This window comes from Novosphingobium rhizovicinum, assembly GCF_040813635.1.
GTDB lineage: Bacteria > Pseudomonadota > Alphaproteobacteria > Sphingomonadales > Sphingomonadaceae > Novosphingobium > Novosphingobium rhizovicinum.
Genome location: NZ_JBFNXR010000052.1, coordinates 280,686 through 292,386, shown reverse-complemented (window position 1 = coordinate 292,386; position 11,701 = coordinate 280,686). Strand labels below are relative to the sequence as shown.

Genomic DNA, 11,701 nt, shown 5'->3' with positions numbered 1-11,701 from the left:
GCGGTCGCGCGGGGCGTCTCACCCTAGCGGAGCTGGACCGTCTCGCCACTCAGAGCGCGTCCAGCAATGCGCGCGCCCGGCTGACGCAGTACGCGAGGCGTTCGCGTGGCCCCTGCCCGGCTTCGACACGCGAACGCTGCGGGACCTCAAGGCTGACCTTCACGTTGCGGGGCACGGCCGCGAGATACTCAGCCAGCGCCAATTCGCCATCGCCCGGCGCCATCCGCTCGTGCACCGCCTCGTCCATGTAATCGGCGTCGGATGTCAGCGGCGCGTCGCACAATTGCAGGTAGCCGATCCACTCCGGCGGGAGTGCGCGCAGATCATCGCCGGTCACGCCGGTGCGCCCGCAGTGCATGGTATCGACGATCAGCCCGAGGTTGGGCGCGCCGACTGCCTCGATCATCCTGACTGTGGTGGGCAAGTCGGCAATGCCGAAGATCGGCACGAACTCGATCAGGGGCACGATGCCGTACGCGCCGCAAAGTTCTGCCAGCCGCCCATACTGATCGACGTTGCGAGCGAACTCCGGCTCGAAGCTGACCGAGTTGATCCGCTGCGCTCCCAGTTCGCTAAGCACGTCGAGGCTGGCGCGCCACGTATTCGTGCTGTCTGATCCGGGAATGACGGGCAGGTTCTCTCCCAAGGCGATCTGCACGCCGTTGGCGCTGAGGGCTGCCTTGATCTCGCGCCGGAGCGTCTTGTCCTCCCGCAGCGAAAAGCGGGGATAGCCTTCCGGATTATACTCCATCGAACTCAGCCCAAGGCTGACACTGTCGCAGCCCAGTTCCGCTGCCAGCTCGATGAAGGCGACCGGAGGCAGGCCAAACACGCTGATGCAATCGATGCCCAGTCTGGCGGTCATGCTCGTCTCCGTCGCAATTCAATCGTCCGTTCCGTAAATGCTCCGCTACCAGCGTCGACGGCGCTGGCAGGCGCGCACGCGCTGGCGCAGTTCCTCGGCACGCTCTTCCGGCGAGACCACTGGCGTGTCCGGCGGCAGATGATCGCGCAGCTGCGTCAACTTGACTCGCTTGATCGTGGGGACAGGCTCGCTGTCGCAGTCGTACCAGCGGCCGTAGATCCCGCCTTCCGTGTAGCCTGCGGGGTCCAACCAGTTCGGCACCTGCGGGTCTTCCAGCGCAATTACGGCCCGGTACTTGCCGTCGGAGCTAAGTTTTGCGTAGTGCCCGTTGCTGCTCGACAGCCGATAGACGTATTCCATCGCATTGAAGAGCGGGTCGTTCAACTGGATGTTCCAGTATGGCGCCCGGGCCGGGATCTCGGTCTCGACAATCAGGGCCTCGTCCGCATCGAACCGGAAGCAGGCAGGCCAATAGACCTGCTTCACAAGCGCGCCCTGCATTCGCACGGGCTCGAAGACGTTGAAGCCCACCCTCTCCTTCACCCCGTTCTGCATGGCGAAGTAGAGCCTGGTCTTGCGACCGGGAAACCTGGCCATTTCCTGCAGGCGATGGACGATGTCTTCCGGCGTCAGGCGGGGCTTGGGGGGTACCGGGTCGAGGCACTCGATCGACACGACCGGGTCGACTTCGTTCAGCCAGTCATAGCTGCGATACCGCATATAGAGATAACCGGCCTCCGGATCGATCCGCGCCCACTTGCCCGCGTAGCCTGCCGGGCGCTCGGTACTGAAGATCACCGAAAACTCTTCCCCCGGCTTCAGGCCCAAGTCGGTATCGTCGACTTCGTTATGGCCGTTGGGGCGAGGCATCTCGTCCACTGAGCCGGACTGCACCTTCTGGCTTGTGAACGAGAGAATCTTGCAGGTCCCGCGGTTGCCCGAGATCCGATAGGTCAGGTCGCCGCGGATGGGCGATTGGATGTAGATGTCGTCCGGGTTCGGCTGCAGGGTGAAGACCGGGTTCCACAGCGGCGCCCAGTCCGGATGTTCCGGAGTGGCATGGAAGTAGGCGAAATAGGCGTAGGACAGGCTCGTCATGGTCTGTCGGTACAGCTCTGCCCGGTAGGTCGGATCGTCCGGATGCCACGTGTTGGAGAGGTTCGCCACCGCGCTCTCAAGATCCGCAAGGTGGGCCAGAATACTCGGCTGGATCTGCATGGCCTCTCACCTCTCGTGCCGCTGGCGATTATGATAGCGTGTGCTATCTATCCTTAGTCACACTCCAGAGCAAGGGACGCTCTCATCGCGGGTGGACGCTCTGCGGCAAGAGAGCACAAGGCTCTGGCGCGAAAGCCGGCAGCACCATAGTTGCATTGCCCGCGCTTGAGGTGCGCGCCGGTGCTACACGCCGGTCGCGCAACTTTCGGATGGAGCCAATTCATTGACAGAGAAAAAGCCGACGGTCCGTAAACGGCGCTCCAGCGAAGACTTGCGCGACGAAATCGTCCGCGCCGCGGCAGTCGAGTATTCGCTCTACGGCTTCGACGGCGCCACCACCGCGGCGATCGCAAAACGTGCGCGCAGCACTGAAGCGCAGATCTTCCGATACTTCTCGTCCAAGGCTGAACTCTTCCGGGCAGCGGTCCTGCAGCCTCTCGACGAACACCTGCAGACCTTCACGGCCCGCTCCGCTGGCCCGCCAGACGGCCCGGTCTCGCTGGAGCGGGAAGCCGAACGCTACGTCACGGAATTGCTCGATTTCCTGCGTGAACACGAGCGCATGTTCTTCTCGTTGATCACCGCGGACGTTCGTGGAGTGGCCGGTGTGGCCGATGTCGACGCGCTGCACGAGTACTTCGCGCATGGAGCCGCCATGACCCGGATGCGCCAATCCCCTTCGGAGAAAATCTCTCCGGATCTCATGGTCAGGATCAGCTTTGCAGCGGTGCTGGGATGCGTGATGTTTCGCGAATGGCTGTTCCCGAAAGAACTCTCAGACGACGAGATGGTCCGCAAGGCCGTCATTCGCTTCGTGCTGGACGGCATCTACGCCCCGCCCTTTGCGCCTGGCGAGGCCCAGTAGCTTAGATGGCGAGCCGCTCAGGCCTCCCAGTCAAGGCCGTCCCGCCGTAGCACCCGGTGCTGTTCCTTCACAAAGCGGGCGACGATGGCCTCAAGCGGCAGGTCGGGCCTGACGCTGCGCGCAAAGATGCGCGGCGCGATGAAGGCGGACGTCAGCATGATGGTGCAATAGACTTCCGCGTCGATCTCCTCATCGGGACACTGCTCGTCGAAGCGCTGCTGCAATCCCTGCACCAGAGGCTCCCACCGGGTGTAGCTTTGCCGAACATCGTCGCCTGAAATGAAGTCATCGATCCACAGCTTCACCAGTTCAGGGTTCTCCAGCACGAAGCGGGTAATGCCGACCGTTCTGTCCGTCACCGGCCAGCTTTCATCCATCCCTCGCGCCAGCTGATCTGAGGCCCAGACCTTCACCGCGTCCAGCAGCGCCTCGCGATTGGCGAAGTGATAATAGACGTTGGCGCGGCTGATCCCCATCTCACGCGCGAGCACTGCCACGGAAAGCCCCTCGGCTCCCTTCTCGGATATGAGCCGCACCGCCGTTTCGATCATCTCACGATGCGTCTGGTCGTACCCTTTGTGCGGGCGCCCCTGCCGCTTCTTCTTCGCCACCGTCATGCGCCGGCCTTAGCGAGCGCGCGCGCAGCGGGCCAGTGTTCTCCTCATCTGCTGCTGGCTTGGTCCACCGCTCCAAAGGGCCGCCACGCGTTCAGTGCATCTTTTCATACACATGTGTCCAAAAACATGTTGCAGCCGAAAATGATCGGAGTAAGCTCAAGCCATGGAGAGAGCCGCGCGCCGCAATCGGGCGCGCAGGCATAACAAGGACCAGCGCATGAACGCGGAAACCGCTATCGCCTATCGTCCGCCGACCGACCGCACAGCGTGGCTCGGCAAAGACCCCATTCCCGCCAAGGCGTATCACGACCCGGCCTATTTCGAACTGGAACGCCAGGCGATCTTCATGCGAACCTGGCTGCAGATCGGTCACGTCTGCGAACTGTCCGAACCCGGCAGCTTCATCCGCCGCGACCTGGAATTCGCTGAAGCGTCCATCCTCATCGTGCGGGGCAAGGACGAAACGATACGCGCGTTTCACAATGTGTGCACGCACCGTGGCACCCAGCTGACGGGAGAGAGCGAAGGCCGCGTCAACGGCTTCATCTGCCCCTATCACATGTGGAACTTCGGGCTCGACGGGCAGCTGCGGTCAGCGCCCGATTTCGCGAACTTCTTCACCAGCAAGGAGGACTGCGCGCTGCGTCAGGTGGCCGTCGATACCTGCGGCGGCCTGATCTTCATCAACCTCGCTCGGCAGCCTGCGCAGAACCTCAAGGAGTTCCTGGGCGAATACCTTGTCGATCAGCTTGAGCAGACGCCTTGCGCCCGCGCGACGCAGTTCAGCGAATACACGTATAACCTCGATGCGAACTGGAAGCTGGATTACGACAACTTCCAGGAAAGCTACCACCTGAAGTTCATCCACTCGCGCAGCGGCGCGGCCTCGTTCACGGCGGAGAACCCCTTCGGCTATCCCGAGGACTACGGCTTCTATGGTCCGCATCGCACGCAGACCTTCTGGCCCGGCTTTGACCCCAACGCCGCAACCGCGTTCCAGACCTTGGTCTTCGGCAAGGCATCGCAGTTCGCGGCCGAAAAGGGCCTCCTACCGCATCCTACCAACCGGCAATACTACGCGCTGTTTCCCAACTTCTTCCTGTTCGGTTCGCCGACCCAGCACTTCAGTCACACGGTCTATCCGCTCTCGGCGCGCCGGTCGCGCGGCGTCATCCGGCTGTACTGGGTGGGAGAGGCGCAGTCGGCGAGCGAACTGATGGCGCGCGAATACGCCTTCGTGGTGGCGCGGGACATTCATGCCGAAGACGTCAATGTGATCAGGGCCGGCCAGCGCGGCCTCAACAGCGGTGCTCTGGAGCATATCCACTTCCAGGCGATGGAAGGCCTGTGCCGCCACCTTTACGTCCAGTCGAACGAGATGGTGGAAAAGTACAAGCGCGAGCAGGCTGCACAGGAGTTGGAAGCATGAGCGCCCCCAAAGCCTCGGGCTCTGAAACACTGGCTCCTGAAACGCTGCCTGCGGGGTTTGAGACGCTCGAGCCGTTCGTCGATCGCTGGGCCGCCACCACCTGCGCCGCCCGCAGCGAACGCCGCAGCCAAAGCACCGCCGAGGAACGCAGCACCTTTTTCGATGCCGCGGCTCCCCTGCTCGACCCGGCCCTCGCCTATCTCGACACCAGGCCGCTCCCGGAGCTGACGCCCGCGGACAAACGGCTCCTGAACCTCATGCTGAGCCTGGGGCACGTTCAGATGGCGGTAGAGGTGCACAGGGAGATGGAGCCAGAGCATGCGGCTGCGCGCGCATCCATGGAGATCACTCGCTCCGTCACCGATCTTGCCTGATCGAAAACAAGCAGAAGCAACAGGAACGAGGGAGAGGGATTGCCATGGATCTGGCAGGTAAAATCGCGTTTATCACTGGCGGCGGCGGCGGTATCGGCGCCGGTATCGGGGCAGCCTTGGTCGAGAAGGGGATGCGCGTCGTACTGTCCGACATCGACCTCGACCGTGCCCGCAAGGAGGCCGAGGCGCTGGGCCAAGCAGCCCGCGCAATCGCCATCGACGTCACCGACGAACAAAGCTGGGCCAAGGCAAAGGCCGAAGTCGAAGCGGAGCTGGGTCCGGTCGACGTGCTGTGCAACAACGCCGGCATCGCGACTGCCCCCTTGCTGCTGGATGAAACGCCGCCGTCGCTCTTCGCCAGGATCATGGCCATCAACGTGACCGGCGTGTTCAACGGGATCCGGGCCTTTGCGCCCGACATGAAGGCGCGCGGTCAGGGCCACATCGTCAACACCTCCTCGCTTAACGGGCTGCTCGCACACGGGACCTTCGGCGCTTATTCGGCCAGCAAGTTCGCGGTGACCGGCATGACCGACGCACTGCGCCAGGAACTGGCGCCGTTCGGCGTCGGCGTGTCCACGCTGTACCCCGGCCTAACCCGCAGCTACATGTCCATGTCCGAGGACTCGGCGGCGCTCATGGCAGACGTCCCGGAAGAGGTCCGCCAGGCGCAGATGATGGACCCGCTGTGGCTCGGCCGTGCCGTTGCACGCGCGATCGAGAACAATAGCGAGCACATCATCACCCATCCGTCAGCCAGACCCGAGGTGGAGCGGCGGCAACAGGTGCTGCTGAGCGCGTTCGGAGAGCCGGCTCAACCGGAATACGCAGGGTAGCCCCTGCCATCGTGCTCGGCCTGAATGTGCACTACCGTATATAATGTAGACCGCTGTTTACATTATCGCTATACGGACTGCATGCCTGAACTGCGAGATCGCGGAGAGGACCCAGGAGGCCGAGCATGACCGCACAGACCGAATCCGCCACGCGCGCCGGAGTCCCCGATCACGTCCCTGCCGAGCTCGTCATCGATTTCGACATCTGCGCCGATCACGGAATGAAGAAGGACGTATTCCAGCGACTGGACGAGCTGCGCGCCAGCGCACCCCCGGTCGCCTATTCGCCATACAATGGCGGGCACTGGATGGTCTTTGACGAAGAGCACATCAAGACCGCCCTCACCAGCCCCGACCGGTTCACCACCAGCCATCTCAATCAGTATCTCATGGCCGCCATCGGCGCGCCATTCATTCCGCTCGGACTGGAACCGCCTGAGCACGGCCCATGGCGCAACGTGCTCATCAAGTATCTCGGCCCCGCCAGAATCAAGAAGCTGGAGGAGGCCGTCCGCCGGCGCGCCGAGGAGCTTATCGGCGAGGTTGCCGACAAAGGCCGTTGCGACTTCGTAAGCGAAGTGGCGGTGCCGATGCCGATCACCATCTTCATGGAGCTGATGGGTCTGCCGCTAGAGCGTTTCCCCGAGTTCCGCGCTCTTGCGGTGCGCATCCTCGATCCGGAGGGCCTCTACGATCCCGCGCAGGCGGAGGCACGCGCGGATGCCAATGCCCAGGTCATGGGAATGCTGGGCGAAGTGATTGCCGCCCGGCGCGAGGACCCGCGCGACGACCTGGTATCGGCGCTCATCCAGGAGAGTGTCAGGGGCACGCCCATCGGCCCGCAGGAACTGCTCTCCATGTGCTACGTCCTGTTCCTGGGCGGCCTGGACACCGTAACGAACGCGATGTGCTTCGGCATGCGTTATCTCGCGATGGACCCTGACTTGCAGCAAGACCTGCGCGATCATCCCGAACACATCAAGGACACTGCGGAGTGGCTGTTGCGGCGGTCTGCCTTTGTCAACGTCCAGCGCTCGGTCGCTGTCGATACCGAGCTGAACGGCGTTGCGATGAAGGCCGGCGACATGATCTGGAATATCGTCTGGTCCGGCAGCAACACGCCGGGCAGCGACAATCGCGGGCCGCACCACTACGCTTTCGGCGCGGGGCATCATCTGTGCCTGGGCATGCACCTTGCGCGTATGGAGCTGCGGATCATGTACGAAACCTGGATGAAGCGGATCGGCCCCTTCCGCCTCGCACAAGATGAGCCTGTGGCGATGGAAGGCGGTCCGATCATGCACATCAAGCGCATGGTGCTGGAGTACTGACTTTTCGGCACGGCGCCTGGTGGCGGGTGCCGCTTTCCTGTGCGCCAATCACGGGAGCACTCCAGTCACGGGAGCACTAAGGGGAGCGATGCTCCCGGCGCGCTTGAGGCAGGCGGGACGCGGGCTCGCGGCGGGACTGGCCCCTCAGCCGACCGTGTGCCCGCCGTCCACCGGCATGGCGATCCCCGTGACGAAGCTTGCCTCTTCGCTGCAAAGCCACACCGCGGCAGCGGCGATTTCCTCTGGCAGACCACGACGGCCCAGCGGGCTTTGCGCCACGAGCTGATCGAACAACGCTTCCTTGTCCCCTTCCCGCGTCATCGCGGTATCGGTCATCCCCGGACAGACGGCATTGATCCGGATGTTGTCCCGCGCATACTCCAGCGCGGCGGATTTCGTGAGGCCAATGACGCCGTGCTTGGCGGCGGAATAGGCGGCGTAGGTCGGCGCGCCCACCAGTCCGGCTGCCGACGAGCAGTTGACGATGGCACCGCCTCCTGCGGCCAGCATATGCTGGAGTTGATGGCGCATGCAGTGCCATACTCCGGTGAGGTCAATGCCGATCACGCGCGCCCAGTTGTCGGCCGTGCACTCATGCACTCTCTTCCCCGGTTCACCGTCGATCCCGGCGGCATTGAAGGCGGCGTCAAGCCCGCCCAGGGCTGACACGATCGCGTCGATCGCGGCGCCGGTTGCAGCATTGTCCTCGACGTCGACCGAGGCGAAATGGCTGGGCGTTCCGCGCTCCTGCAGCGATTGCGCCACTGCGCGGCCGCCCTCTTCGCTTCTATCCAGAATGCCGACTGCATATCCGGCCGAAGCGAATGCCAGAGCCGAGGCGCGCCCGATCCCCGAACTGCCGCCTGTGACCACCGCCACCTTCCGGGGCTTGCTTTCCGCCATTATGACTTGCCTTTCTGGCGCTTGCCGTTTTTTTCGTAAAAAGGCTGGGTCGGGAGCGGGAGGATGTGCGCCCGACCCAGGCCCGGCTTAGTCGGCGCCGAACCTGTAGCGGAGCGATGCCCCATAGGTGATGGGCTCTCCATAGATCGTACCCACGCCTGCCGTACCGACCTGGAACTGCGTCAGGTACGTCTCGTCGAACAGGTTGTCCCCGTAGACCGCCACCGTCCATCGATCGGACGGATCGGTCCATTCGATCCGCGCGCTCAGGATGTCATAGGCACCTTGCGAGAACTGGTTCGCGGCGTCGTAGTAGATGCGCGATGTATGGAACAGGTTGGCAGAGGTCGTCAGGCGCCCGCCCCCGAGTTCGGTGACGTACCGGGCGGAGACGGTGCCGGTGAACTTCGGCGCCTGCTGCACCCTGTTCCCGGCAGCCTGAACGGTGTTCGAGGTGTCCATACCCTCGAAGTCGAGCACGCCGTCGCCGTCGAGGTCGCGCCTGACGATGGGAGCGAAGAAACCGGCAACCGGATAGTCGCGGTACTTGGCATCGACATACGTGCCGGCAGCGGTCACTTCCAGGCCGTTGCCGAAGTCATAGCGCAGCGACGCTTCCACGCCCTTGATGCGCGCCTTGGCTGCGTTTGAAAGGATCGTTGAACCTGACACGTAGTAACCGTTCTGCAGGTTCTTGTAGTTGTAAGTGAAGCCCGCGATCTCGGCCGAGAGTGCCCCCGTCCCGTACTTGGCGCCCACTTCCCACGCGGTTACGTCTTCCGGCTCCAGATACTCGCTTCCCGAGGTCGAGCGGTAATCTGGGACCGCCGATTTGTAGCCCTTGGTGAACGATGCATAGATGCTGGTGGCGTTGCTGGGCTTGTAGCGGATCACCACGCGCGGTGTCAGCTTATCGTCCGTGCGGTCGCTCTGGTAGGTGAAGAGATCGGGTACGCCGGGGAAAGTCTGGTAGTAGACGTCCTCAACCTTGTCGCGGCTAAGACGCAGGCCGCCGGTCACGAACAGGTTGTCGAACGCCTCATAGGTGACGTCCGCGAAGAGCGCGTAAGTGCTGATCTTGGCACCTGTGGCGCTGAAATCGAACAGCGTGCTGGCATCGGGCGCAAGGCCGAAAGCCGCCGCGAAAGGCGCCGCCAGGTTGACGTCTGCCTCCACCTTTTGCTGGAACAGGAACAGGCCCGCCGAATATTGCAGGCGCCCGCCGGGCTTCGAATTGACCACCAGTTCCTGCGACATGATCTTGTCGCGCTCAGGCAGCCCGAGAGCCAGCACGGCATAAGACGAGTAGTCGCCTTCGGTGAACTGCTCGATCTCTTCCTCGCGATACTGCGTATAGGACTTGAGGTCGGCAAAACCGAGGTCGAACTCTCCGGTCAGCTGGAAGGTGTCGGCTCGCAGACGCAATTCGGTGCGTGCGTTGGCGGCAAAGTCGCGCCGGCCCAGCCCGAAGACGGCGCCGGGGTACGCGTCGCCTCCGCTGTACACCAGGCCGTTGGCGGAATACGTGCCGTTCACCACTCCGCGCGGATCGTCGCGGTCTTCATGCATGTACCGCAACAGGAGCGAGGCACTGTCCGAGAGGAAGGCCTTTGCGCTCGCACGAACGGACCATTTCTCGTAGGCTCCGGGAGTGCGGATCTTCACGCCGGGCGCATAACCGCTGCCCGTCGCCTGGCTGCCATCGTACAGGTTGTCGCGGTGAAATCCGTCGCCTTCGTTGAATTGGCCTTCCAGCGACACCGCCAGATTGTCTGTCAGCCCGGTCGTGACGTAACCCTGCAATCTCTTCGCATCGAAGCGGGCGTAGGACGCCTCGACGCTACCGCCCGTGTCGAGGCTCGGCTCGGCGGTCGAGATCAGGATCGCGCCGCCGGTCGTATTGCGTCCGAACAGTGTGCCTTGCGGGCCCTTCAGGACTTGTATCCCGGTGACGTTCACGAAGTTGAAGTCCAGCGCCAGCGCGTTGGGCAAGTAGAACCCGTCCACGTAAGTGCCCACGCTGCTGCCGACACCGGTCTGGACCAGCGTGGTTCCGATACCGCGGATCGTCGGCTGCGTGTAGGAGCCCTGCTGGTTGATCCGCACGCCCGGTGCAAGCTTCGGCAAAGAGAGGAGCGACTGCACGTTCGCCGCCTCAAGCTGCTCTGCACTGGCGCTCGAGATGGTGATCGGAACGTCGCGGGCGAGTTCCTGCCGACGCTGGGCGGTCACCACGATCGCATCGTCGTCATCGTCCTCTGGCACCTCAGCCGTCTGCGCCAGAGCAGCCTGCGGCATCGCCGCTGCCACGAGACAAGCGGCCGCCGCAACAGTGCTGTGTAAAGTGGCGCGCCAAAGCGCACGCGAGCTCCCGGAGGCAGCCGCCATCATCCCATCCCCTCCAGTTCTTACTCTTATGCTCGTCAGCTTGTTAGCAGATCAGACCGCCGTCAAGAGGTTTTTGTTGGAGAACAATGGTTCCCTGATGATCGTTGGACGCGGGAAATTGAAATGGACGCTTTCTGCGACGATCCGCGCGGCGTCAGCCAGGGATCTTGCCTCCGATCGCCTTGAAAACAGCCTCGTAGTACTGTTCCGAACCCTCGCAGCGCTCGATCAGCTCGATCAGGGCGGAACCGGCCATGTCGCCTTCGAGGTAACACCAGGGAACGTCATTTCCGGGCCCGGTCCCGTCGACCAGCATCCTGGGCGGGACACCGCCAGCTCCCATGCGCGCAATCTCGTCCTGCACGGACTCGACCCAGTAAGCGAGGTGGTGCAACCCCTCACCCCGCTCCTGCAGGAATGCGTGGTGCGGTGAACGAACGTCGCCCGGCTCTACGATTTCGAGAGCGGTATTCCCCATCCACACGAACGCGCCCTTCAGCGACAGGCCCTTCTCCCCGTTGGCAAGTACCGCCTCGGGAAAGACCCCCTCGAACGGGAAGGCTGGCCCGAAACCCAGCGCGCTGGAGAGATTGGCCACGGTCCGTTCGCAGTCACGCACGACCATGCCGACATGATGAAGCGGCGGAAGCCGCGAGCCGTCTGCCCGTGTACCGGACTGAACAGCAGGCTCGCGCGCTGCACCTGCACCGGACCCAAGCTCTCCGCGCGCCGCGGGGCGGCGCCTGTGGCGGCCTGCGTGAAGAGAGCTGCAGGTCAGGCATGGGCAAGAGGCGAAATGGTTACGGCTGCGCATGCCTAGATCTCAACTCGTGTGGTGGCGTTATGATCGTCACCTTGATAGCGCGCCACTGGCG

Annotated in this window: 11 protein-coding genes; 5 read left to right on the top strand and 6 right to left on the bottom strand. The window is 63.4% G+C overall.

Annotated features, from left to right (window positions below; all coding sequences use genetic code 11):
* Window positions 1-49: 49 nt before the first annotated feature.
* Window positions 50-865: a sugar phosphate isomerase/epimerase family protein gene (locus ABUH87_RS15565; protein ID WP_367775016.1), complete on the bottom strand. Its 816-nt coding sequence runs from the start codon at window positions 863-865 to the stop codon at window positions 50-52.
* A 45-nt stretch (window positions 866-910) separates the two neighbouring features.
* The gene (locus tag ABUH87_RS15560; protein ID WP_367775015.1) at window positions 911-2,083 is read right to left on the bottom strand and encodes an RHS repeat-associated core domain-containing protein; all 1,173 of its coding nucleotides are present in this window, start codon (window positions 2,081-2,083) and stop codon (window positions 911-913) included.
* 223 nt (window positions 2,084-2,306) lie between these two features.
* Here ABUH87_RS15560 and ABUH87_RS15555 point away from each other — a divergent pair, with 223 nt between their 5' ends.
* On the top strand, window positions 2,307-2,948 hold the full coding sequence (locus tag ABUH87_RS15555) for a TetR/AcrR family transcriptional regulator (RefSeq protein WP_367775014.1): 642 nt from the start codon (window positions 2,307-2,309) through the stop codon (window positions 2,946-2,948).
* Between the two features lie 17 nt (window positions 2,949-2,965).
* On the opposite strand, the gene ABUH87_RS15550 is transcribed toward ABUH87_RS15555, so the two are convergent.
* Window positions 2,966-3,565 (bottom strand): TetR/AcrR family transcriptional regulator, encoded by a 600-nt coding sequence (locus tag ABUH87_RS15550; RefSeq protein WP_367775013.1) that lies wholly within the window; start codon window positions 3,563-3,565, stop codon window positions 2,966-2,968.
* 217 nt (window positions 3,566-3,782) lie between these two features.
* Here ABUH87_RS15550 and ABUH87_RS15545 point away from each other — a divergent pair, with 217 nt between their 5' ends.
* From ABUH87_RS15545 to ABUH87_RS15530, 4 genes are all read left to right on the top strand, one after another.
* Window positions 3,783-4,994, top strand: a complete 1,212-nt coding sequence (locus ABUH87_RS15545; RefSeq protein ID WP_367775012.1) for an aromatic ring-hydroxylating oxygenase subunit alpha — start codon at window positions 3,783-3,785, stop codon at window positions 4,992-4,994.
* On the top strand, window positions 4,991-5,368 hold the full coding sequence (locus ABUH87_RS15540) for a hypothetical protein (RefSeq protein WP_367775011.1): 378 nt from the start codon (window positions 4,991-4,993) through the stop codon (window positions 5,366-5,368). The genes ABUH87_RS15545 and ABUH87_RS15540 overlap by 4 nt, the downstream gene beginning before the upstream one ends.
* A gap of 44 nt (window positions 5,369-5,412) precedes the next feature.
* Window positions 5,413-6,204, top strand: a complete 792-nt coding sequence (locus ABUH87_RS15535) for an SDR family oxidoreductase (RefSeq protein ID WP_367775010.1) — start codon at window positions 5,413-5,415, stop codon at window positions 6,202-6,204.
* Between the two features lie 125 nt (window positions 6,205-6,329).
* Window positions 6,330-7,535: a cytochrome P450 gene (locus ABUH87_RS15530; protein ID WP_367775009.1), complete on the top strand. Its 1,206-nt coding sequence runs from the start codon at window positions 6,330-6,332 to the stop codon at window positions 7,533-7,535.
* 144 nt (window positions 7,536-7,679) lie between these two features.
* Here ABUH87_RS15530 and ABUH87_RS15525 read toward each other — a convergent pair whose 3' ends face one another.
* The 3 genes from ABUH87_RS15525 to ABUH87_RS15515 all read right to left on the bottom strand — a co-directional run bounded on the left by ABUH87_RS15525 (window position 7,680) and on the right by ABUH87_RS15515 (window position 11,640).
* Entirely contained in the window at window positions 7,680-8,438 is a 759-nt protein-coding gene (locus tag ABUH87_RS15525) for an SDR family NAD(P)-dependent oxidoreductase (RefSeq protein WP_367775008.1), read from the bottom strand.
* An 87-nt stretch (window positions 8,439-8,525) separates the two neighbouring features.
* A complete protein-coding gene (locus ABUH87_RS15520) occupies window positions 8,526-10,829 on the bottom strand; it encodes a TonB-dependent receptor (protein WP_367775007.1) in 2,304 nt (767 codons plus the stop codon).
* Between the two features lie 151 nt (window positions 10,830-10,980).
* Entirely contained in the window at window positions 10,981-11,640 is a 660-nt protein-coding gene (locus ABUH87_RS15515) for a VOC family protein (RefSeq protein WP_367775006.1), read from the bottom strand.
* Window positions 11,641-11,701 lie beyond the last annotated feature (61 nt).

Excerpts from the sequence above, each read along its gene's own strand:
- ABUH87_RS15535 (WP_367775010.1), top strand. The coding sequence starts at position 5,413 with ATGGATCTGGCAGGTAAAATCGCGTTTATCACTGGCGGCGGCGGCGGT.
- ABUH87_RS15550 (WP_367775013.1), bottom strand. The coding sequence starts at position 3,565 with ATGACGGTGGCGAAGAAGAAGCGGCAGGGGCGCCCGCACAAAGGGTAC.
- ABUH87_RS15540 (WP_367775011.1), top strand. The coding sequence starts at position 4,991 with ATGAGCGCCCCCAAAGCCTCGGGCTCTGAAACACTGGCTCCTGAAACG.
- ABUH87_RS15515 (WP_367775006.1), bottom strand. The coding sequence starts at position 11,640 with ATGCGCAGCCGTAACCATTTCGCCTCTTGCCCATGCCTGACCTGCAGC.
- ABUH87_RS15520 (WP_367775007.1), bottom strand. The coding sequence starts at position 10,829 with ATGATGGCGGCTGCCTCCGGGAGCTCGCGTGCGCTTTGGCGCGCCACT.
- ABUH87_RS15565 (WP_367775016.1), bottom strand. The coding sequence starts at position 865 with ATGACCGCCAGACTGGGCATCGATTGCATCAGCGTGTTTGGCCTGCCT.
- ABUH87_RS15525 (WP_367775008.1), bottom strand. The coding sequence starts at position 8,438 with ATGGCGGAAAGCAAGCCCCGGAAGGTGGCGGTGGTCACAGGCGGCAGT.
- ABUH87_RS15545 (WP_367775012.1), top strand. The coding sequence starts at position 3,783 with ATGAACGCGGAAACCGCTATCGCCTATCGTCCGCCGACCGACCGCACA.
- ABUH87_RS15530 (WP_367775009.1), top strand. The coding sequence starts at position 6,330 with ATGACCGCACAGACCGAATCCGCCACGCGCGCCGGAGTCCCCGATCAC.
- ABUH87_RS15560 (WP_367775015.1), bottom strand. The coding sequence starts at position 2,083 with ATGCAGATCCAGCCGAGTATTCTGGCCCACCTTGCGGATCTTGAGAGC.